Origin of the sequence: Ralstonia nicotianae, from assembly GCF_018243235.1 — a bacterium.
GTDB lineage: Bacteria > Pseudomonadota > Gammaproteobacteria > Burkholderiales > Burkholderiaceae > Ralstonia > Ralstonia nicotianae.
In genome coordinates, this window is sequence record NZ_CP046675.1 from 372,761 (window position 1) to 395,078 (window position 22,318).

Genomic DNA, 22,318 nt, shown 5'->3' on the forward strand with positions numbered 1-22,318 from the left:
GGAGGCCGATGATCGGAGAGGGGATTACTGCGCGAATTTCAGATATAAGAATGATTGAATTGTTGGAATATGTGTTCCGCTGCGTGGCGTCGTCGGATTGGATGTTGGCTGTTCAGGGCGGTGAGACTGAGTGAATTGATTTTAAATAATATTGAAATGACAAGAAAGCCATGCTTAAAGATTGAGGTGGAATGGATTGGGCGGCCGATATCCTGGCCGTCGCGCATGTGGGCGGTCGGTTTCTGCTTGGCGATGGCGATGCGGTGCCTGGCGTGTTCGGCGGGGTGGCGCCGACGGTTGCATATTGCATGGCATCCGGCGGTACGCTGCGGCGCGCAGGGTGGCGGCCGGTCCATCAAGCGCAGACGGCCACCCGAGGGTGGCCGCCGCGATGCCGGCGCAGTCCCGGCGGAACGAGGGCGGGTGCCGGGATCAGGCCCGTTTGGCGGAAATCACCGTTTCCGACACAGTGCGCGGGGCTTCGGCGTAATGCTTGAACTCCATCGTGTAGGTCGCCCGGCCCTGCGACAGCGAGCGCAGGTTGGTGGAGTAGCCGAACATCTCGGCGAGCGGCACCTCGGCGTGGACGACCTTGCCGCCGCCCCCGGGGATATCCTCCGTGCCCTGCACCATGCCCCGCCGCGACGAGAGGTCACCGATCACGTTGCCCATGTACTCCTCGGGCGTTTCCACTTCCACCGCCATCATCGGCTCGAGCAGGATCGGATCGGCGCGGCGCATCGCGTCCTTGAACGCCATCGAGCCGGCCATGCGGAACGCGTTTTCGTTCGAGTCCACGTCGTGGTACGAACCGAAGGTCAGCCGCACCTTCACGTCGACCACCGGATAGCCCGCCAGCACGCCCGCGTTCAGCGTGTCACGGATGCCCTTGTCCACCGCCGGGATGAACTCGCGCGGAATCACGCCGCCCTTGATCTCGTCGACGAACTCGTAGCCCTTGCCGGGGTTGGGCTGCAGCGTAATGACGGCATGGCCGTACTGGCCGCGGCCGCCCGACTGCTTGATGAACTTGCCTTCGACGTCATCGGCGATCTTGCGGATCGTCTCGCGGTAGGCCACCTGCGGCTTGCCGACGGTCGCTTCCACGCCGAACTCGCGCTTCATGCGGTCGACCAGGATTTCCAGGTGCAGCTCACCCATGCCCGAGATGATGGTCTGGCCGGATTCCTCGTCGGTCTTCACGCGGAACGACGGGTCCTCCTGCGCAAGGCGGTTGAGCGCCAGCCCCATCTTCTCCTGGTCGCCCTTGGTCTTGGGCTCCACGGCCTGCGAGATGACGGGCTCCGGGAACTCCATGCGTTCCAGGATGATGACGTTGTCCGGATCACACAGCGTGTCGCCGGTGGTGGCTTCCTTCAGGCCGACGGCCGCGGCGATGTCGCCGGCGTGCACATCCTTGATCTCGACACGCTGATTGGCATGCATCTGCAGGATGCGGCCCAGGCGTTCCTTTTTCTCCTTGACCGGGTTGTAGACCGTGTCGCCCGAATACACCGAGCCGGAATACACGCGGAAGAAGATCAACTGGCCGACGAACGGGTCGGTCATGATCTTGAAGGCGAGGGCGGAGAACGGTTCGTCGTCGTTGGCGTGGCGCTCCAGCGGTTCGTCCTTTTCGCCATGGCCCTGGATGGAGGGAATGTCGATGGGCGAGGGCAGGTAGTCGACCACGGCGTCCAGCATCGCCTGTACGCCCTTGTTCTTGAAGGCCGAGCCGCACAGCATCGGCACGATCTCGCCGGCGATGGTGCGCCGGCGCAGCGCGCCCTTGATCTCGGCTTCCGTGAGCGCTTCGCCGCCGAGGTATTTCTCGAGCAGCGCCTCGTCGGCCTCGGCGGCGGCCTCGACCATCTTGTCGTGCCATTCCTGGGCAGTGGCGCGCAGCTCTTCGGGGATGTCGATGTATTCGAACTTGACGCCTTGCGAGGCATCGTCCCACACGATGGCCTTCATCTTGACGAGGTCCACCACGCCGCGGAAATGGTCTTCCGCGCCGACGGGAATCTGCACCGGCACCGGGTTGCCCTTCAAGCGCTCGCGCATCTGGCGCTCGACGCGGAAGAAGTCCGCGCCCACGCGGTCCATCTTGTTGACGAAGGCGATGCGCGGCACCTTGTACTTGTTGGCCTGGCGCCAGACGGTTTCCGACTGCGGCTGCACGCCGCCCACCGAGTCGTAGACCATGCAGGCGCCGTCGAGCACGCGCATGGAGCGCTCCACCTCGATGGTGAAGTCCACGTGGCCCGGGGTGTCGATGATGTTGATGCGGTGCTCGGGGTAGTTGCCGCCCATGCCGCGCCACATGCAGTGCGTGGCCGCCGAGGTGATGGTGATGCCGCGCTCCTGCTCCTGCTCCATCCAGTCCATGGTGGCCGCGCCGTCATGCACCTCGCCAATTTTGTGATTGACCCCGGTGTAGAACAGGATGCGCTCGGTCGTGGTGGTCTTGCCGGCGTCGATGTGCGCCGAGATGCCGATGTTGCGATAGCGCTCGATGGGGGTCTGGCGGGGCATGATGGTTCTCGGGAAAGAGCTCGGCTGCGCCACCTCCGCACCATGCGAAGGGCGAATGTGCGAGCGGGAACACATTATAGGATCGGCGGAAACCTCCCGTATGTAGGGGCATTGCCAGGCGTTTCACCCCCGCGCCAGCGCGCGCAGGCCGGCGAAGTCGAGCAGCTCGATCTCCCCATAGGCCAGCCGCAGCAGGCCGCGGGCCTCGAAGTCCTTGAGCACTTGGTTGACGGTCTGGCGGGACAGCGCCAGCAGCAGGGCCAGCTGCTCTTGCGGCACGCACAGCACGCGCCGGGTGCCCAGGCGCAGGTCACCGTAGCCGTCGGCCATCAGCAGCAGGCGCCGGGCGACGCGTTCGGCGGTGGGCAGCAGGGCGGTTTCTTCCAGCACCGTGAAGGTCAGCCGCAGTTTGTGGGTGAGCAGCAGGGCGAAGGCGCGCAGGGATGCCGGCACACTGTCCAGCAGTGCCACCAGCGGGGCCTGGGGCATGTGCAGCAGCAGGGCGCCGTCGTCGGCGCGGGCGTCATGGGTGCGGGCCTGGCGGTCGAGCACGCCGATCTCGCCGAACCAGTTGACCGGCTCCAGCACCGCCAGCAGCGACTCGCGCCCCTCCGCGCTGGTGGCACCGATACGGATCGCGCCCTCCACCACGCAATACAGCCCGTCGGACGGATCGCCCCTGCGGAACAGCATGTCGCCGCCGCCGAGCCGACGCACGACCGCCATGCCGATCAGGGCGTCCTGCAAGGGCGTGCCGAGCGCGCCGAACCAGCTGCTGGCATGCAGGCGTTCGCGATAGGCCTGGGCACCAGGCAAGGCAGGCGGACTGGGGGCGAGATCCATGAAAAGAGGGCGCCGCGGCGGGCGATGGCTAGGGCTTACCCGGGGAGCGCGCGCGTTTGTCGGCCAAGCGACAGAACACTGCGTCCCCTGATGGCTAGGATGAAACGATGATAACGAGCGGCCGGCGCGGGCGTCCATGCTGCGCCCGCACAACCCTGCGGAGACCATCATGCGCCCCCTGTCCGACCACCTGTCCAGCTACGCGGCCTACCACCAGGACGGCCGCAACATCGCCACGCACTTCTTCGGCATCCCGGTCATCGTGGTGGCCGTGGCGGTGCTGTTCTCCCGCCCGGTGCTGGGCCTGCTGCCGGGTGGCGTGGCGGTCACGCCGGCGTTGCTGCTGCTGGTGGCGGTGACGGTGTTCTATCTGCGGCTGGACGTGGTGTTCGGGCTGGCGATGCTCGGGCTGATCGGCATGGCGGTGTGGGTGGGCCATCATGTCGCCGCGCATTCGACGGTGGCCTGGCTGTCGGTGGGGCTGGGCCTGTTCGTGATCGGCTGGATCGTGCAGTTCGTCGGCCACTATTACGAGGGGCGCAAGCCGGCGTTCGTCGATGACCTGGCGGGGCTGGTGATCGGCCCGCTGTTCCTGCTGGCGGAGACGGTGTTCGCGATGGGGCTGCGCGGGGCGCTGCGCGACGAGGTGGCCAGCCGCGCGCGGGCGATGCGCGCGGCCGCGCCGGGCAAGCATGCGGCGGCCTGAGCGGTTGCTATGCCGGTGTGACGATCAGGGCATCGCGCTTGTCTTTCACCTGTGCCCAGCGCGCATGGTCCGCCAGCGGAGGCTGCACCTGCGTCAGGCGCGGCCAATCGGCGCGGCGCGACAGCTGCGCGTTGAGCGCGATGAATTCCCGCTGGTCGGCCGGCACGTCAGCCTCGGCATGGATCGCGCCGACCGGGCATTCCGGCGCGCAGATCGAGCAGTCGATGCAGGTGTCCGGGTCGATCACCAGGAAGTTGGGGCCGGCGTGGAAGCAGTCCATCGGGCAGACCGCGACGCAGTCGGTGTATTTGCACTGGATGCAGGATTCGGTGACGACGTAGGGCATGGGGCCGGCGGCTGGCGAGGCAAAGCCGCGATGATTGCATGGCTGGAAAGGCAGGCGGGCGCGCCGCTTTGTCCATCTCATGCAAAACACTTGATGGACGCGCGGCGCGCCTGCATGGCGCCGGGTTCCGGCACGGGGCCGGCTCGCCTGAGCCTTACTGCACCACGATCGACACCGTCGAATAGGCCGGCACGGTGATCGTCTCGCTGTACGTGCCGATCTTGACGCCGCGTGCCACCGGGAAATGGCCGTACCCCTGCAGCGTGGCCGGCACCGAGCTCGGCATCGCGCGCTGGCCGCTGTAGTCGGGGCCGTTGACGGCCGGGATCGAGAAGCTGCCTTCGGTGCGCGCCGGATAGGCAAAGCCCGACGGACTGGAGGCGGCCGGCAGCAACGCGATGGCCGTGCCCCAGCGGGCGACGGCGTCACCCAGGCCGGCGCCGCCGCCTGCCTGGATGGCGCTGTTCAGCAGGGTGGCCGAATCGATCGACGAGAAGTTCTGCAGGAGGTTGCGGTAGTACGACAGGCCGTATTGGCGCAGCAGGAAGCCGCCCAGGCTGCCCGAGATCGGATACCCGGGGCAGGTCGACGACAGCGACGAGTTGAACGCGGTCAGCGAGCAGTCGTACGCGCTTTGCAGCCAGGCCGGGAAGCGGCTGTCACGCACAGTGTTGAAGCTCGCGTCGATCTGGCTGGACAGCGCATCTTCCATGGTCATTGCCGTCATTTCTTCCAGCCACGTGCCGTACATGTAGGACGAGCCGTGCAGCACGCCGCGCTGGTAGAAGTTGGCCATATGCGTGAACTCGTGGCCCAGGGTCGAGACGACGGTGCTCAGGCCGCTGGTGCCGCCCAGGTAGATCGTCTCCGAATCCACGTACAGCGACAGCGACTGGTTCGACAGCGGCTGGGCGCTGGTGGTGAAGTTGTTGCGCGCCCAGAAATAGCCCACGCGGCCGTAGGGCTGGCTGTCCGGCTCGATGTTCAGCACGACGATGTCGAGCGCCTGGTTCGGGTCGATCAGGCTGGCCGAGCTGGAGTACGCGCCCCACGGCTGGCCGACCAGCGACGTGGCCAGCGAGTAGACTGACTGGCTGCCCGAGCTGAACTTGGTGAGCAGCGTGTTGATGATGCTGTCGGAGATCTTGCTGCTGCCGTATTCGCTGTCTTCGACCCACAGGTTGACGATGCGGCCGTCGGTGGCGGTGGCCTGCTGGCGCAGCGTGGCGGTCACGGTCACGGCGGCGCCGTCCGGCTGCTGGTGGTTCCACGAGCGCTGCGCGCCGACGCCGGCGACCGATTGCGGACGCAGTACGGCAACGTTTGCGGCGCCCTGCGTCTTGAGTGGAGCGGGGCCGCTGGCGTAGCCGTCCAGGGCGTGGGCGTTGAAGTCGGAGAGCGTGCGGTCGAACGCCGCATTGGTGTCGCCCTGCGTGCCGGTGCTGGCCTGGGGCTTGGCGACCGACGTGCCGCCGGTGCCGGTCAGGCTGGCGGTGCTGAGCGAAACGGACGGCATCTGTTGGGCGGCCGCGCTCTGGTTGGTGTAGATCAGGGTGACGTTCTGGCCCGTGAGGCCTGCGATCGAGACCGGCACCGCGGCGGCCACGCCGCCCGTGTTGGTCGCCTGCCAGATGCCCACGCCGGAGCCGGCGTAGGTGGTGCCGAGCGCACCGCAATGGGTGCCGCTGCAAGCCGCCGCGACCGCCACGCTGGCCGGGGTGGCCTGTGTCGTGGAGGCGCTGCTGCTGGTGTCGGAACCGCCGCCACCGCCTCCGCCGCAGCCGGTCAGGGCCGCTGCTGCTACGACCGCCATCATGGTGGCGGTCCAAATCGTTTGTCTCGTGCCGGTCACGTCCTGCGGTTGCGCCACGCACGTCATCTTTTCACTGCCAAACATTACTGCCTCCAGAAAACCGAATCTGCGCGCAGCCGGACCGTGACCACACACGCGACGGATTTTCAAAGAGTTAATGTGGTGTTAATCCGATGAAAAGAAGGCTCTGCGCTAACCAATTCCATCAATTCACGCAAGAATGCCGCTTCCCGGGTACCTGAATATAAAAAATGTTTAGATCAGGTATTAGGTTGCTGGAAAAAAGATGAGGACGTTTCGCCACACTTTGGCCGGCGAGGCAGCCCCTGAAATGGGTGGCCTCCCCGCGGGCTTGCAGGACCGTGCGCTCGGAGCGTCACCCGTTCGTGCTGCGTCGCGCAGTTCAAGTCCTTCTTCTGATCGCCCGCCTGAGCTGCATCGCGCTGGCCGCCAGGCCGCTCGGCCCGTTCCAGCCGGCCGTGACCTCGCGGATCCGCGTGCTGGAAGCGGCATACGGCGGGAGCTGTTCTATCGGGGCGCGCCCCTGTCGGATGGCGCGGGTCGACCAACTGGTGCCGCAGGAAACCGAGATCGATGTCTTCCCGCGCCATTCGGGCGAGATGGGCGCGGGCGCACCTGCGCATTGGCGCGAAGGTGTCTTACCGGGGGCTGGATGGCCTCGACCGCTGTTGCCGCGTCTATTCCGGCATCGACGTGAGCATCGAGGCGGACAATTCGGTGCGGATGTTCGAGGTGCTGCAGGCGTACCGGGTGGACGCGGCTTCGTCGTCGCAGCGGGTGAAGGCGGTGCGTTTTCTGCGCATCGAGCTGGCGCGCGATCCGCTGGTTGGGTGGTGCATCGCGGTCACTCCCTGGCCGGGCTAGACTGGTCTGCGCCAGTCCTCCCGCCTGCCATCACGACCGAGCGCGGTACCGCGCTCGGGGCCGGTGCATGAGGGCAAGACAGGGTAGGACCACCGGCGCACGCCGTGCTACCGTGTCAGCCAATCGCGCACAAAACAGGAGACGAGACCCCATGCCGCTGCTGACCGTGGACGTCGTGACCGCAGAGGAGCGGCTGTACCAGGGCACCGCCAAATTCGTGGTGGTGCCGGGCACGGAGGGCGAGCTGGGCATCCTGCCCGGCCACGAGCCGCTGCTGACGCGGCTGCGCCCCGGCACCGTGCGCGTGACGCTGGAGAACGACGACGAGGTCATCCTCTTCGTCGCTGGTGGTTTTGCGCACATCCTGCCGCAGGAGGTGATCCTGCTGGCCGACACGGCGGTGCGCGCCCGCGATCTGGACGAGGCCAAGGCCCAGCAGGCGCGCAAGGCCGCCGAAGAACTGTTGCAGAACAGCCGCAGCAAGATCGACTACGCCCGCGCCCAGGCCGAGCTGGCCGAAGCCGTGGCGCAGCTGGCCGCCATCGAGCGCGCGCGCCGCCGGCGGAGATAGCGCGGCAGCCTATCCGCCCAGGGCGCCCTGGGGTATGATCCGGCCCGCTTTGTTGCACTAAAGAACCGCGCCTGTGCGTCCGTTTAATGCACTCAACTTGATGTGCACCGACGGCGCGCCACGCATGCATCACAAAAAAACAAAGGCGCGTTCGGTTCTGCTGCTGGTCCATTTGATGTCACCCACTGTTGTGATCGCTTGTGCGCACGCGTGCCATGTCGGAACGTGCGCGTGCGTTGTCGTGCACTCATCTGTGCACCCACCTTGGTCGTTCGGAAGCCTGTTTCACCGGTGGTGGCGCCGCAGACGGTGGGCGCAAATGTTTGCGTTGGGTGGCCTGCTGATTGCGCCGGGCCTGCATGCGGAAACCGACCTGACCGAGCTGCCTCTCGAGCAGCTGATGCAGGTGCAGGTGAGCAGCGCCTCCAAATACGCGCAGCCGGCCAGCGAAGCGCCGGCGAGCATGTCGGTCATCACGGCGGCGGACATCAAGGCCTACGGCTGGCGCACCCTGGCCGACATCCTGCGCAGCCTGCCGGGCCTCTACACCAACTATGACCGCAGCTACACCGAACTGGGCGCGCGCGGCTTCCTGCGCGCCGGCGACTACGACACCCGCTTCCTGCTGCTGATCGACGGCTACCGGACCAACGATTCCATCTTCGACGAAGCCGCCATCGGCACCGATTTCCCGATCGACGTCGACCTGATCGACCGCGTGGAATACGTGCCGGGCGCGGGTTCCGCGGTCTACGGCTCCAACGCGCTGTTCGGCGTCATCAATGTCATCACCCGGCGCGGGGGCGACATCGGCGGCGTGCAGGCCAGCGCCTCGACCGGCAGCCTGCAGGCCAGGGAAGGGCGCGTGACGTGGGGCGACCGCGCCCAAGGCGGCGCCGAATGGCTGCTCTCGGCCACCATCGGCGACGCGCCGGGACGCGACCTGTACTTCCCGGCGTTCGACCGGCCCGACACCAACCACGGCGTCGCCGTGGGCATGGATTTCGACCGCCGCAAGCAGGTCTTCGCCAAGGGCAGCGCGGGGGAGTTCGGCCTGACGTTCGCTCACGGCGAGCGCACCAAGGGCACGCCGACGGCGCCGTACGACCAGCTGTTCAATGCCTCGCAATCGCGCACGGTCGATGCGCGCGACAGCCTCAACGCGACCTGGCAGCACGCACTGGACGAGGCCAGCGATGTCTCGGCCCGGGTCTACTGGGGGCGCTACACCTCGCGCGGCGATTACGTCTATGACTATCCGCCCGTCACGCTCAACCGCGACCTGTTCGACTCGGCCTGGTATGGCACGGAGCTGAAGTTCGTCACGCGCCGGATCGAGCGCCATACGCTGGTGATCGGCACGGAACTGCAGCGCGACTATCGCGATGCCATGCGCAATTTCGACGTCTCGCCCTACCGGAGCTATCTGGAAGACCATCGCAACAACAGCCGAGTCGGCCTCTACGCGCAGGACCAGTTCGCGCTGCATCCCGGCTGGCTGCTGGACACGGCCGTGCGCTACGACCGCTCGACCTTCGTGCCCGGTATCTTCAGCCCGCGGGTGGGGCTGATCTGGCGTGCCGCCCCGGGCACGACGCTCAAGGCGCTGTACGGCATGGCCTACCGCGCGCCCAATGTCTACGAGCTGTACTACCAGACCTCGGCGCCCGGCGGGCAGGAGACGAATGCCGGGCTGTCGGCCGAGCGCATCCGCACCTACGAGACCGTGCTGGAGCAGCAGGTGGGGGCCGCGGGCCGGGCCACGCTGTCGGTGTACCAGAACAACGTCTCGGACCTCATCAGCCAGATGCTGGACCCGAACACCGGGCTGCTGGTGTTCCAGAACGTGGCGCGCACGCGCACGCGCGGCGCGGAGCTCGGCTATGAGCAGTCCTGGCCGGGCGGCACGCGGCTGCGCGGCAGCTACAGCCTGCAGCGCAGCACGGATCTCGACAGCGGCCAGACGCTGCTGAACTCGCCGCGCCACCTGGCCAAGCTCAACGTCACCACGCCGCTGTGGCGCGATGACGTGCGGCTGGGCCTGGAGGCCCAGTACGTCGGCAGCCGCCTTGCGCAGGCAGGGCGGGCCGGCGGTTTCTGGCTGGCCAACGCGACGCTGCTGGCGACCCGGCTGGCGCCCGGCCTGGAGATGTCGGCCAGCGTCTACAACCTGTTCGACCGCCGCTACGCGGACCCGGCCGGACCGGAGCTGGCGCAGGCGGTCATCCGGCAGGACGGCCGCGCCTTCCGGCTCAAGTTCACCCAGACCTTCCGATGAGGGGCGTGCGTTCCATCCTCCGGTTGTCCGGGCGTGTCAGCCCGCGGTGGCTCTGCGCCGCCCTGGGCGTGGCGTGCGCGGCCATCGCCTGGATGGGAGCCGCGCGCGCCCAGGTGCAGGCGAGCGAGGTCGAGGTCAAAGCCGCGTTCGTCTACAACTTCGCGCTGTTCACCTCCTGGCCCGCGGGCACGCTGCTCGCCAACGCCCCCATGGTGCTGTGCGTGGCGCCCGACCATGCGCTGCAGGCCGCGCTGGGCCGGCTGGCGGGGAAATCCGTGCACGGGCATCGGCTGGAAGTGCGCCGCATCAGCGACGGCGCCGTCGCGGGCTGCCATGTGGCGGTACTGGACGATCGCGCGCCCAGCCAGGCGGTCCGCCTGGACCCGGCCGCCCCGGTGCTGACCGTCGTCGACGGGGGCCGGGCGGCGCGGGCCGGCGGTGCGTCCGGCCCGATGATCGCGCTGTCGCTGCAGGACAGCCGGGTGGTGTTCGACATCGATGCGGCCGCGGCCCGCCAGGCCGGGCTGCAGCTCAGTTCCCAACTCTTGCGACTGGCCAGGAGCGTGCAATGATGATGGCTTTCAAGCCCTGGCGGTCCCAGCTCAGTCGCGCTGTCCTGCGGACCAACATGGCGGCCGCGGGCGCGGCGCTGGCCATCGCCGGCGTACTGCTGATCGCGTTCCAGTTCGTGGCGCTGCGTGCGGCGCTGGTGCGCGATGTCCACGTGCAGGCGCGCATCATCGGCGCCAACAGCGTGGCGGCGCTGCTGTTCAACGACCGGCGCGCGGCCGAAGAGACGCTCGGCGCGCTGGCCGGTTCGCCGTCGCTGCGCGCGGCCGGCGTGTTCACCGCGCAGCGCCTGCCGCTCGGGCTGTACCAGCGCGGCGAAGCGGCACCGGTGCGCTCGCCCGACGCGGCCCTGATGCGCGACCACGACGAGTCCACCGCGACGCGGCTGCTGGTGGTGGAGCCCATCTTCTCCGAGCGGCGCGTGATCGGCTACGTCGTCATCCGCTCGAGCCTCGACGATCTCTACCTGCAACTGCTGGGCTACGCCGCGCTGACGGTGACGGTCGGGATCGGCGCCATGGGGCTGGCCTACCTGGTGATCGCCCGCACGCGGCGGGCCGTGCTGCAGGCCGAGGCGCATCTCGACTACCTGGCCCATGTCGATTCCGTGACCGACCTGCCCAACCGGCACGCCTTCAACCAGCGGCTGCGGGAAGCGCTCGAATCGGCCGGGCAGGCCGGCGCGATCGGGTTGCTGCTGCTGGATCTGGACAACTTCAAGGTGGTCAACGACACGCTCGGCCACAACAACGGCGACCGGCTGCTACGCCAGGTGGCGCGCCGGCTCAACGATGTGATCGAGCAATCCAATGTGCGCGCCGTGCTGTGCCGCATCGGCGGAGACGAGTTCGCCGTGATCGCCGAGCTGTCGCGGCGCGCATCGATCACCAACCCGGAGGCCGCCGAGCTGTCCAGCGCGCTCGCCAATCGCATCCTGGCCGCGCTGGCGGCGCCGTTCGCGCTGGATCTGCACCAGATCTACGTCACGGCCAGCGTGGGCGTGAGCCTGTATCCGCATGATGCCGGCGACGTGCAGTCGCTCACCCGCAATGCCGATGCGGCGATGTACTCCGCCAAGAACCGCGGCAAGAACGCCGCGGCCTGCTTCACCGCCGAGATGGACCAGCAGGCGCGCCGCCGCCTGCGCGTGGAGTCGGACCTGCGCCGCGCGCTCGAACACGAAGAGCTGCTGCTGGTCTACCAGCCGCAGATCCGCCTGGACGCGCTTGCGCAGGCGGGCGCGCATGTCTGCTCGGCCCACGTGCATGGCGTGGAGGCCTTGGTGCGCTGGCGGCACCCGGAGATCGGCCTGATCGGTCCCGGCGAATTCATCGCCGTGGCCGAAGAGACCGGCCTGATCGTGCCGCTGGGCCTGTGGGTGCTGCGCACGGCCTGCCAGCAGGCGGCGCAGTGGCTGCATGCCGGGCGGGCGACGCTGCGCGTGGCGGTCAACCTGTCGCCGCGGCAGGCGCGCGATCCGGCCCTGGCGGAGAACGTGCTCGGCATCCTGCGCGAGACCGGCCTGCCGCCGCACCTGCTCGAGCTGGAGATCACCGAGAGCGTGCTGATGGAGGACATCGACGCCAACATCCGGCTGCTCGAAGCCCTGCACGCGGCGGGGGTCAACCTGTCGATCGACGATTTCGGCACCGGGTACTCGTCGCTGGCCTATCTGCAGCGCTTCCCGATCCACAAGCTGAAGATCGACCGCAGCTTCGTGCAGCGCATGCCCGGCGACGGCGAGGCGATCGCCAGCGCGGTCATCGCCATGGCGCACAGCCTGCGCATGCAGGTGGTGGCCGAAGGCGTGGAGCATGCCGGGCAGCTCGCCTGGCTGCGCGCGGCCGGCTGCGATCTCGGCCAGGGGTATCTGTTCTCGCGGCCGCTGCACGCCGAGCAACTGATGTCCTGGCTGCGACGTCAGGACAGTGCGGCGCCGCCCTTCGACGCAGAGATTATCCCGTCCACGGAACGCACGGACGCTTCATAAGCGGTGGATTAATCACACGGTTTGCAGCCCCGTTGAAACGGGCTGAAATGGCGCGCCGTAGTTCAGGACGCTAAAGACTGATTTGGGTTATATTACGCACCCGGTTGCTCCCCCAAAAGGCCAATGAGCAATCATCCCGCAGGTCGCCCGGTTGTTCCGGCAGGTCTGCGGCGATCTTGTCCGGCGTGCTGCATCGAGGTTCCTGCCATGGGGTGTCACCCGCCCCCGGATGCGCGCGCTTGTGGCGGTTTGCTTCCGTTTCCTCTCGCGTCCGGCTCCCGCGACGCGTTGTGTACCCGAGACCGTGCAGTTGTCGCCGTACGTGATGGAAAGTCGGCGGAGGTGCGTCGGGCGGGATTTTCTGTTTTTGCATCATTTTGGGGAATCGATCATTCGATTCTTCCGCTGGCGTCCGGTCGCGTGAAACGTGCAAACCTGGTTTGCGCGCGGCATTGCCCGAAAACGTTGGCGGAAAGGTTATGTCTGTCTGAGAAGGTGGGTTGTTGTGATCAAAGCAATACGGGTAGCTCTATCGGGGGCGGTGGTTTGTCTGGCGGCATTTTCCGCGCAGGCCGCCGAGACGAAGAAGGTGGATGTGCTGCTGGTGGGCGGCGGCATCATGAGTTCGACGCTCGGCGTCTGGCTGCATGAGCTCGAGCCCGACTGGTCGATGATGATGGTCGAGCGCCTGGACGGCGTCGCCCAGGAAAGCTCGAACGGCTGGAACAACGCCGGCACCGGGCACTCCGCGCTGGCCGAACTGAACTACACCCCCGAAAAATCGAACGGCAAGATCGACATCTCCAAGGCCGTCGAGATCAACGAAGGCTTCCAGGTAACGCGCCAGTTCTGGACGTACCAGGTCAAGACCGGCGTGCTCAAGAACCCGCGCTCGTTCATCAATTCGACCCCGCACATGAGCTTCGTGTGGGGCGAGGACAACGTCCGCTACCTGAAGAAGCGCTACGAGGCGCTGCAGGCCAGCCCGCTGTTCCGCGGCATGCAGTTCTCTGACGACTATGACCAGATCAGCAAGTGGGTGCCGCTGATGATGGAAGGTCGCGACCGCTCGCAGAAGGTCGCCGCCACCTGGATGCCGGTGGGCACCGACGTGAACTTCGGCGAGATCACGCGCCAGTTTGTCGGCTACCTGCAGAGCCAGCCCCAGTTCACGCTGTCGCTGTCGAGCGAAGTGCGCGACATCAAGCGCAATGACGACGGCACGTGGCGGGTGTCGTACGTCAACCTGAAGTCGGGCGACCGGCAGGATGTCGACACGAAGTTCCTCTTCATCGGCGCGGGCGGCGGCGCATTGCGCCTGCTGCAGGCTTCGGGCATTCCGGAAGCGCGCGACTTCGCCGCTTTCCCGGTCGGCGGCTCGTTCCTGGTCACCGAGAATCCGGAAGTCGTGAACCGCCACCTGGCGAAGGCGTACGGCAAGGCTTCGGTCGGCTCGCCGCCGATGTCGGTGCCGCACCTGGATACCCGCGTCATCGACGGCAAGCGGATCATCCTGTTCGGCCCGTTCGCGACGTTCTCGACGAAGTTCCTGAAGAACGGTTCGTACATGGACCTGTTCGGCAGCACCACCTCGCACAACGTCATGCCGATGCTGCACGTGGGCGTCGACGAGTTCCCGCTGGTCCAGTACCTTGCGGGCCAGCTGATGCTGTCCGACGAAGACCGCTTCAATGCGCTGAAGGAATACTTCCCGCTTGCGAAGAAGGAAGACTGGCGCCTGTGGCAGGCCGGCCAGCGCGTGCAGATCATCCAGCGCGACGAGGCCAAGGGCGGCATCCTCAAGCTCGGCACGCAGATCGTGAAGTCGAAGGACGGCACCATCGCCGGCCTGCTCGGCGCATCGCCGGGCGCATCGACCGCGGCCCCGATCATGCTGGGCGTGCTCGAGACGGTGTTCAAGGACAAGCTCGCCACGCCGGCCTGGCAGCAGAAGGTCCGCCAGATGATCCCGACCTACGGCATCAAGCTCAACGACAACCCGGCCAAGGTCTACGAGGAATGGGTTGCCACCGCGGAAGCGCTGCAGCTGTCGCCGCCGCCGCGGATCGATCTGCGCGTGACGCCCGCGGCGCCGGCAGCGAAGCCGGCGGCTGGGGCGGCCCAGCAGGCCAAGCCGGCCAAGGCCACGGCTGACATCGCGCTGTAAGCACGGCAAGAGAGGAGGCGCGGCCCGCCAGCGGAGCGCGTCCCGCAGCCCATGCGGAATCGGGGTCGACACGGATGGCGTGTCGGCCCCGATTGTCGTTTACGGGCGGATGGTTTTTGGCTTCGGGGGGCGGGCGGCCTTGCCCATGCGCGCCTTCAGGCTGCGCGTTCCGTGGCGGCCGGCGGCATGATGGGCAAGGTCACCATGGCGCCGCGCGGTGTCGCCCGATCGGGCGTCAGCGGGTCTGGCCTTCGGCCTGCGGCTCGCCGTACGCGGCCATGAAGACGTCGACCGCTCGCGCGACACCCTCGGCGATCCGGCCCGGGCTGATGTCGAGCGGCACGCCCAGCAGGCACAGTTCCACGCATTCCGCCTCGTAGAGGGCGTGAAGATGCGCCGCCGCGATATCGGTGTCGCGCTGCTTGAGCGCGCCGGCCTCCATGGCCTCGCGGAGAAACTCCGCCAGCATCGCCCAGCCGAGCTTGGGGCCGTGCTCGTAAAAGGCGCGCCCGAGGTTCGAGCGATCCCCTTCGCAGATTGCCAGGCGCCGGATCGCGAGCGTCGAGGGCCGCAGGATGGCGTTCAGGTAGTGCTCGCCGAAGACGACAAGCGTGTCGGCCACGGGCCCGGAAGATTTCAGCTGCGCGAATGCCTCGCGTATCTCGTCCGCGGCGGTGCCGCTCATGATCTCCGCGAACATCTCCTCTTTCGAGCTGAAGTAGTTGTACAGCGTGGCTTTGGAGGCGCCGGAGCGCGCGGCGATGTCAGACATCGAGGCCTGATCGAAACCTACTTCCCTGAACACGTGGAAAGCGGCATCGATGATGGACTGCCGCTTTTCTTCCGTCTTTTTCCGCATGCGTGACTTCCTGGCCGGCGCCGCATCAGCGCGGCGAAACGAGAGTGTATGTCATCGGGCTCGCGGCCCGGCGATCGGCGGCACGGGCCGGTTGGCGCGCCGATCGGCCCGCTCGGGCGGGCAGGCAAAGCCGTTCTCGAGGGGCGCGATGGCCCGGGCGGCGTGGGTCAAGCGGCCGGGCTGCGGCAAGCGAGCAGGTTCGACGATCCTGCCGCGGTGCGTTCGATGCCTTCGAAGAACAGCTGCAGGCATTGCCGGATTTCGATCTGCACGCCGCGGGCCAGCCGGCTCGCATGTTCCGACAGGATGCCGATCCCGAGCGCATGCAGGCAGCGCGCCGCCGCATCCGGTTCGATGTCAGGGCGCAGCTGATGCCGGTCGCGAGCCATGCCCATCACGCCGCCCAGGCTGGCCACGGCCTTGTCCCGCAGGCGCATGGCGTGGTCAGCCGCCGCCGCCGGGCACGCCAGGTAGCCGGACTCCCGAAGCACGAGCGTCACGACATGCCGTTGCGCCGGGGTTTGCAAGCACCGCGTCAACTGGGCGGACAGCTGGGCGTGCAACCGCCGCAGCGGCCGCGGATGCGCCCGATAGCCCGCGAGGTCGTCGCCGTTATCCAGGGGCCATAGCAGGCCGTCGATGATGGCGGCCACCAGCGCCGGCTTGCCCGGGAAATGTCCGTACACGGCCCCGCGCGTGACACCGGCGCGCGCGGCCACGTCCGCCAGCGTGGCCGCGCGGATGCCGCGCTCGGAGACCACTTCGATGGCGGCTTCGATCACGCGCGCGCGGGTCAGGGCGGCGCCGGCTCGAGTCTGTCTTGCCACGCGGGCTCCGTGGGCGGCGCCTCAGGCGCCCGGGGCGCTCCGGGCGGCCGCCACCGGCGCACCGCTCGTCTCGACCCAGCCGCCGCCCAGCGTCTTGTAGAAGGTCGCCAGGTTGGTCAAGCGCGACAGGCGCGTGTTGATCAGGTTCTGCTGCGCCGTGTACAGCGAGCGCTGCGAGTCGAGCACGTTCAGGTAGCTGTCCACGCCGCGCTTGAAGCGCGCGGTGGCGAGCTGATAGCTGTCCGAGGTGGCATCGACCAGCGACTGCTGCGCGTCGAGCTGGCGGCCCAGCGTGCCGCGCTGGGCCAGCGCATCGGAGACCTCGCGGAACGCGGTCTGGATGGCTTTCTCGTACTGCGCCACGGCGATGTCGCGGCTGGCGTTGGCGATGTCGAGATTCGCGCGGTTGGCGCCGCCGTCGAAGATCGGCAGCGAGATCTGGGGCCCGAAGCTCCACACCCCCGAGCCGCCCTTGAACAGGCCGGCCAGGCTGGCGCTGGACGTGCCGGCCGAGGCGGTCAGGCTGATGCTCGGGAAGAAGGCCGCGCGCGCGGCGCCGATGTTGGCGTTGGCGGCCTTCAGGTCGTGCTCGGCCTGGAGGATGTCCGGCCGGCGCTGGAGCAGGTCGGACGCGAGCCCCGGCGGGATGGTCGCCAGCACGCTGCCGCTCGCGGCCGACGGATCGGGCAGCGACCTGGGCAGCAACTCGGCCGGCACGTCGGCGCCCACCAGCAGCACCAGCGCGTTGCGGTCTTGCGCCACCTGGGCGGTGTAGCGCTCCACGTCGACGCGCGCGGCGTCGACGCTGGTCTGCGACTGGCGCAGCGTCAGCCTGGAGGCCGTGCCCAGCTCGTAGCTGCGCTGATTGAGGCGGTAGGTATCGCTCTGGCTGGACAGGGTGTCCTGCGCCAGCTTGAGCAGATCCTGGTCCGCGGCCAGGGTCAGGTAGGCGGTGGCGACCTCGGCGACCAGGCTGATCTGGCTGCTGCGGCGCGCTTCGACGGTGGCGAGGTACTGCTCCAGCGCCTGCGCGCTGAGGCTGCGCACGCGGCCGAACAGGTCCAGCTCGTAGGCGCTGAAGCCGAGCGTGGCGCTGTAGGTGTGCGACACCACCGGTTGCCCGGTGGCCGACAGGGCGGCCGGCGTGCGGCTGGCGCTCTCGCTGCCGCTGGCCTTGACCGTGGGGAACAGCGCCGCGTCCTGCACGCGGTACTGCGCGCGTGCCTTTTCGATGTTGAGGACGGCCACGCGCAGGTCGCGGTTGTTGGCCAGCGCCAGGTCGATCACGCGCTGCAGCGACGGGTCGGTGAACACGTCGCGCCAGCCGATCTCGGCCACGGGGGTGGCTGCCCGGGTGCCGTCGGTGTCGCCTCGATCGTCCGATGCGCCGGCGAAGGCAGCCGGCACCGGCGCGGCCGGCTGCTGGTAGGTTGGCATCAGCGTGCAGCCGGCGAGCGTGGCGGCCAGCGCGAGCGCGGTAGGAGAAAAACGGATCATGTCGGGTGTCCTTACGAAGCGGCGGCGTCGGCCGGTTGCGCGGTGGTGGCCGCGGCCATGGCCGGCCTGGCCCGGAACAGCCCGCGCACCAGCACGAAGAACAGCGGCACGAAGAAGATGGCGAGAACGGTGCCGGACAGCATGCCCCCGATGACCGCCGTGCCCAGCGCGTGCTGCGCGCCGGCGCCGGCACCGCTGCCCGTGACCATCGGCACGACGCCGAGGATGAAGGCCAGCGACGTCATCAGGATGGGGCGCAGGCGCATGCGTGCCGCCGTCATGGCCGCCTCGACCACGCGCATCCCCTGCGCATTGAGTTCCTTGGCGAATTCGACGATCAGGATGGCGTTCTTGGATGCCAGGCCGATGGTGGTCAGCAGGCCCACCTGGAAATACACGTCGTTCATCTTCCAGGTCAGGATGGCGCCGAGCAGCGCGCCCAGCACGCCGAGCGGCACCACCATGATGACCGAGAAGGGGATTGCCCAGCTCTCGTACAGCGCCGCCAGGCACAGGAACACGATCAGGATCGACAGCGTGTAGAGCAGGGTGGTCTGCCCGCTGGAGGCCTTCTCCTGCAGGGACAGCCCGGTCCACGCGTAGCCGATGCCGGCCGGCAGCTTGGCCACGGCCGCCTCGACGATGGCGAGCGCCTCGCCGCTGGAGGCGCTGCCGGGCTTGGCCATGCCCAGGATCTCCATCGAGGGCACGCCGTTGTAGCGCTCCAGCCGCGGCGAGCCCGAGGACCAGTCCACCCTGGCGAACGCGGTGAACGGAACCATGGTGCCGGCGCTGTTGCGCACATACCATTTGTCGATGTCCTCCGGGTTCATGCGGAAGGGCGCATCGGCTTGCAGCATGACCTTCTTGACGCGGCCCCGGTCGATGAAGTCGTTGACGTAGCTGCTGCCCCACGCGGTGGCGAGCGTGCTGTTGATGTCGGAGATCGACAGGCCCAGCGTTTCCGCCTTGTGCGCATCGATCTGCAGCTGGAACTCCGGCGTGTCTTCCTGGCCGTTGGGGCGGACGGCCACCAGGCGCGGGTCTTGCGAGAGCGTGCCCAGCAGCTGGTTGCGGGCCTGCATCAGCGCGGCGTGGCCGAGGTTGGCGCGGTCCTGCAGCATCAGGTCGAAGCCGGTGGCGTTGCCCAGCTCCGCCACGGCCGGCGGGGCGAAGGCGAAGACCCGGGCGTCGCGGATGGTGGCGAAGAACCCGAAGGCCCTGGCCACGACGCCGCTGACGCTGAGCGCCTCGCCCTTGCGCTCGTTCCACGGGCGCAGCTTGACGAAGGCAAAGCCCATGTTCTGGCCGCTGCCGGCAAAGCTGAAGCCCGCCACCGAGAACACGCCGCTCACGGCTTCTTTCTGGTCCACCAGGAAGTGGTGCTCGACCTGGCGCAGCACGTCTTCGGTGCGCGCATTGGTGGCGCCCGGCGGCAGCTGCGCCAGCACGAACAGCGTGCCCTGGTCTTCGTCGGGCAGGAAGCCGACCGGCAGCTTCATGAAGCCGACCACCACCATGGCGAACAGCACGCCGTACACGGTCATGTAGCGCCGTTGCTTGCCCAGCATGTGGCGCACGATGCCCTGGTAGCGATGGTTGCCGCGGTCGAAGGTGCGGTTGAACCAGCCGAAGAAGCCGGTCGTGGCCTGCGCGTGGCCTTTCCTGACGGGCTTGAGCAGCGTCGCGCACAGTGCCGGGGTCAGCACCATCGCCACCAGCACCGACAGCGTCATCGCCGAGACGATGGTGATCGAGAACTGCCGGTAGATCACGCCGGTGGAGCCCTTGAAGAAGGCCATCGGCACGAACACGGCGGCCAGCACCAGCGCCACGCCGATCAGCGCGCCGGTGATCTGGCCCATCGACTTGCGCGTGGCTTCCCTGGGCGGCAGGCCCTCTTCGCTCATCACCCGTTCCACGTTCTCCACCACCACGATGGCGTCGTCGACCAGCAGGCCGATGGCCAGCACCATGGCGAACATGGTCAGCGTGTTGATGGTGAAGCCGCACGCGGCCAGCACGCCGAAGGTGCCCAGCAGCACCACGGGCACGGCGATGGTCGGAATGAGCGTGGCGCGGAAGTTCTGCAGGAACAGGTACATCACCAGGAACACCAGCGCGATCGCCTCGACCAGCGTGCGCACCACCTCCTCGATCGAGATGCGCACGAAGGGCGTGGTGTCGTAGGGCTTCTGCACCTTCATGCCGGGCGGGAAGAAGGGCTCCAGCTCGGCCACGCGGGCATCGATGGCCTTGACGGTATCGAGCGCGTTGGCGCCGGTGGCCAGCTTGATGGCCAGGCCGGCGGCGGGCTTGCCGTTGTAGCGGCCCACGGTGCTGTAGCTCTCGCTGCCCAGCTCGATGCGGGCCACGTCGCGCAGGCGCACCTGGGCGCCGTCGGCCTGCGTGCGCAGCAGGATGTTGCCGAACGCCTCGGCGGTCTTCAGGCGCGTCTGCGAGGTGATGGTGGCGTTGATCTGCTGGTTGTCCGCCGCCGGCATGCCGCCGAGCTGGCCGGCCGAGACCTGGGCGTTCTGCGCCTGGATGGCGGTCTTCACGTCCAGCGGCGTCAGGCTGAAGTTGGACAGCTTGTGCGGGTCCAGCCAGATGCGCATGGCGTACTGCGAGCCGAACAGCGTGGTGTCGCCCACGCCTTCCACCCGGCTGAGGGCATCCTGCACGTTGGCGGCCACGTAGTCGGAGAGGTCGGAGCCGTTCATGCTGCCGTCTTCCGACGTGAACGCCAGCACGTTCAGGAAGTTGGTGGCGGACTTGGTGACCTGCACGCCTTGCTGCTGCACCTCCTGCGGCAGCAGCGGCGTGGCCAGCGCGAGCTTGTTCTGCACCTGCACCTGGGCGGTATCGGGATCGGTGCCGTTGTCGAAGGTCAGGGTGATGGTGACCGTGCCCGAGGACTCGCTGGTCGAGGCCATGTAGCTCAGGTGGTCCAGCCCCTTCATCTTCTGCTCGATGATCTGGGTGACGGTGTCTTCCAGCGTCTTGGCCGATGCGCCGGGGTAGGTGGCGGTGATGGCGACGGCCGGCGGCGCGATGCTCGGGTACTGCGCGATCGGCAGCGTGGCGATGGACAGCGCCCCGGCCAGCATCACGATGATGGCCAGGACCCACGCGAAGATGGGGCGGTCGATGAAATAGCGTGCCATGGCGGGGTTCCGGGGTCAGTTGGCGGCGACGGTGGTGCGCTGCCCGACGGCCGTCCGCACAGCGGGCGCCGCGGGGGCGGCCGGGTTCGACGTTGCCGTCTTGCCCGTCCACGGCGTGGTCTTGACCTCGGCGCCGGGCACGGCACGCGGCAGGCCTTCCACCACCAGCTGGTCGCCGATGCGCAGGCCGCTGCGCACCAGCCACTGGTCACCCACGGTGCGCTCCGTTTCCAGCGTGCGGCGCTGCAGCTTGCGGTCGTTGCCCACCACGTAGGCGAACGGCTTGCCGGTGCTGTCGCGCGCCACGGCCTGCTGCGGCACCAGCAGGGCCTCGTCCTTCACGCCTTCCGGCAGCACGGCGCGCACATACATGCCGGGCAGCAGGATGGCGCTCGGGTTGGGGAACACCGCGCGCAGCGTCACGGAGCCGGTGTTCTGGTCCACCGTCACGTCGGAGAACTCCAGCTTGCCTTCGAGCGGATACGCGCTGCCGTCTTCCAGCAGCAGCCGCACGGTGGCCGCGTTGGCGCCGCTCTTCTGGAGATCGCCGCGGGCCATCGCCTGCCGCAGGCGCAGCAGTGCGGCGCTGGGCTGGGTCACGTCCACGTAGATGGGGTCGAGCTGCTGGATCGTGGCCAGCGAGGTGGTCTGGTTGGCGGTGACGAGCGCGCCCGGCGTCACGCTGGATCTGCCGATCCGGCCGGAGATGGGGGCATCCACCCGGGCGTAGGCCAGGTTGATCCGGCTGGTCTCCACGTTGGCGCGGGCGGCGGCCACGTCGGCCTCGCCCTGGGCCAGCGCGGCGGCGGCGTCGTCGTAGTCCTGCCGGCTGACGGCCTGGATCGCCACCAGTTCCTTGTAGCGCTCGGCCTTCAGGCGCGTGGTCTTGAGGTTGGCCTGGGCCTTGGCCAGGGCCGCCACGTTGCTGTCGTAGGCCGCCTGGTAGGTGGCCGGATCGATCTGGTAGAGCGCCGCGCCCGCTTTCACGTCGCTGCCTTCGCGGAATGTGCGGGCCTTGATGATGCCGTTGACCTGGGGCCGGACATCGGCGACCAGGAAGGGGACCGTGCGCCCGGGCAGCTCGGTATCGAGCGTCACGCGCTGCGGCTGCACGGTCATCACGCCGACCACCGGCGTGCCCTCCGCCGGCGGCGGGCCACCCGGCGGCTTGCCGCAGGCGGCCAGCAGGCTGGCGGCGGCAAGCGCGGCAAGAAGAGGGGCGAGGGCGGGCGGAGTGGGGCGCATGGCGGGTTCCTGAGGAGAG

At 68.1% G+C, this 22,318-nt stretch carries 16 protein-coding genes; 7 read left to right on the forward strand and 9 right to left on the reverse strand.

Annotated features, from left to right (window positions below):
• Nucleotides 1-432: 432 nt before the first annotated feature.
• Together fusA and GO999_RS18055 are read right to left on the reverse strand one after the other, a co-directional pair.
• Nucleotides 433-2,535, reverse strand: coding sequence for an elongation factor G (gene fusA / locus GO999_RS18050; protein ID WP_016723194.1), 2,103 nt, complete (start codon nt 2,533-2,535; stop codon nt 433-435).
• A gap of 123 nt (nt 2,536-2,658) precedes the next feature.
• Nucleotides 2,659-3,378 carry a Crp/Fnr family transcriptional regulator gene (locus GO999_RS18055; protein ID WP_020830142.1) on the reverse strand — a complete coding sequence of 240 codons (720 nt, stop codon included), beginning with the start codon at nt 3,376-3,378 and terminating at the stop codon, nt 2,659-2,661.
• Between the two features lie 169 nt (nt 3,379-3,547).
• Between GO999_RS18055 and GO999_RS18060 the strand changes: the two genes are divergently transcribed.
• Entirely contained in the window at nt 3,548-4,084 is a 537-nt protein-coding gene (locus GO999_RS18060) for an Mpo1 family 2-hydroxy fatty acid dioxygenase (RefSeq protein ID WP_043876950.1), read from the forward strand.
• A 7-nt stretch (nt 4,085-4,091) separates the two neighbouring features.
• Here the strand turns inward: GO999_RS18060 and fdxA are convergent, their stop codons facing one another.
• Nucleotides 4,092-4,430 (reverse strand): ferredoxin FdxA, encoded by a 339-nt coding sequence (fdxA, locus tag GO999_RS18065; protein ID WP_011004105.1) that lies wholly within the window; start codon nt 4,428-4,430, stop codon nt 4,092-4,094.
• 154 nt (nt 4,431-4,584) lie between these two features.
• Nucleotides 4,585-6,327, reverse strand: coding sequence for a M30 family zinc metallopeptidase (locus GO999_RS18070; RefSeq protein ID WP_197368990.1), 1,743 nt, complete (start codon nt 6,325-6,327; stop codon nt 4,585-4,587).
• Nucleotides 6,328-6,837: 510 nt separating this feature from the next.
• On the opposite strand from GO999_RS18070, the gene GO999_RS18075 reads away from it, so the two are divergent.
• The 6 genes from GO999_RS18075 to mqo all read left to right on the forward strand — a co-directional run bounded on the left by GO999_RS18075 (nt 6,838) and on the right by mqo (nt 14,704).
• On the forward strand, nt 6,838-7,128 hold the full coding sequence (locus GO999_RS18075; RefSeq protein WP_071011732.1) for a hypothetical protein: 291 nt from the start codon (nt 6,838-6,840) through the stop codon (nt 7,126-7,128).
• A 151-nt stretch (nt 7,129-7,279) separates the two neighbouring features.
• A complete protein-coding gene (locus GO999_RS18080; protein ID WP_011004108.1) occupies nt 7,280-7,699 on the forward strand; it encodes a F0F1 ATP synthase subunit epsilon in 420 nt (139 codons plus the stop codon).
• A gap of 319 nt (nt 7,700-8,018) precedes the next feature.
• Nucleotides 8,019-9,977 carry a TonB-dependent receptor plug domain-containing protein gene (locus tag GO999_RS18085; RefSeq protein WP_016727811.1) on the forward strand — a complete coding sequence of 653 codons (1,959 nt, stop codon included), beginning with the start codon at nt 8,019-8,021 and terminating at the stop codon, nt 9,975-9,977.
• Nucleotides 9,974-10,549, forward strand: coding sequence for a YfiR family protein (locus GO999_RS18090; RefSeq protein ID WP_028854297.1), 576 nt, complete (start codon nt 9,974-9,976; stop codon nt 10,547-10,549). The genes GO999_RS18085 and GO999_RS18090 overlap by 4 nt, the downstream gene beginning before the upstream one ends.
• The gene (locus tag GO999_RS18095) at nt 10,546-12,537 is read left to right on the forward strand and encodes a putative bifunctional diguanylate cyclase/phosphodiesterase (RefSeq protein WP_071093439.1); all 1,992 of its coding nucleotides are present in this window, start codon (nt 10,546-10,548) and stop codon (nt 12,535-12,537) included. The genes GO999_RS18090 and GO999_RS18095 overlap by 4 nt, the downstream gene beginning before the upstream one ends.
• A gap of 505 nt (nt 12,538-13,042) precedes the next feature.
• Complete coding sequence (gene mqo, locus GO999_RS18100) at nt 13,043-14,704, forward strand: malate dehydrogenase (quinone) (protein WP_011004112.1); 1,662 nt, start codon at nt 13,043-13,045, stop codon at nt 14,702-14,704.
• Between the two features lie 235 nt (nt 14,705-14,939).
• Here the strand turns inward: mqo and GO999_RS18105 are convergent, their stop codons facing one another.
• From GO999_RS18105 to GO999_RS18125, 5 genes are all read right to left on the reverse strand, one after another.
• The gene (locus GO999_RS18105; protein WP_028854300.1) at nt 14,940-15,563 is read right to left on the reverse strand and encodes a TetR/AcrR family transcriptional regulator; all 624 of its coding nucleotides are present in this window, start codon (nt 15,561-15,563) and stop codon (nt 14,940-14,942) included.
• Between the two features lie 167 nt (nt 15,564-15,730).
• Nucleotides 15,731-16,390, reverse strand: a complete 660-nt coding sequence (locus GO999_RS18110; RefSeq protein WP_211907075.1) for a TetR family transcriptional regulator — start codon at nt 16,388-16,390, stop codon at nt 15,731-15,733.
• 21 nt (nt 16,391-16,411) lie between these two features.
• On the reverse strand, nt 16,412-17,887 hold the full coding sequence (adeC, locus tag GO999_RS18115; protein ID WP_071011727.1) for an AdeC/AdeK/OprM family multidrug efflux complex outer membrane factor: 1,476 nt from the start codon (nt 17,885-17,887) through the stop codon (nt 16,412-16,414).
• A gap of 11 nt (nt 17,888-17,898) precedes the next feature.
• Complete coding sequence (locus GO999_RS18120; RefSeq protein WP_165591959.1) at nt 17,899-21,054, reverse strand: efflux RND transporter permease subunit; 3,156 nt, start codon at nt 21,052-21,054, stop codon at nt 17,899-17,901.
• A gap of 15 nt (nt 21,055-21,069) precedes the next feature.
• Entirely contained in the window at nt 21,070-22,299 is a 1,230-nt protein-coding gene (locus tag GO999_RS18125) for an efflux RND transporter periplasmic adaptor subunit (protein ID WP_071011720.1), read from the reverse strand.
• Nucleotides 22,300-22,318 lie beyond the last annotated feature (19 nt).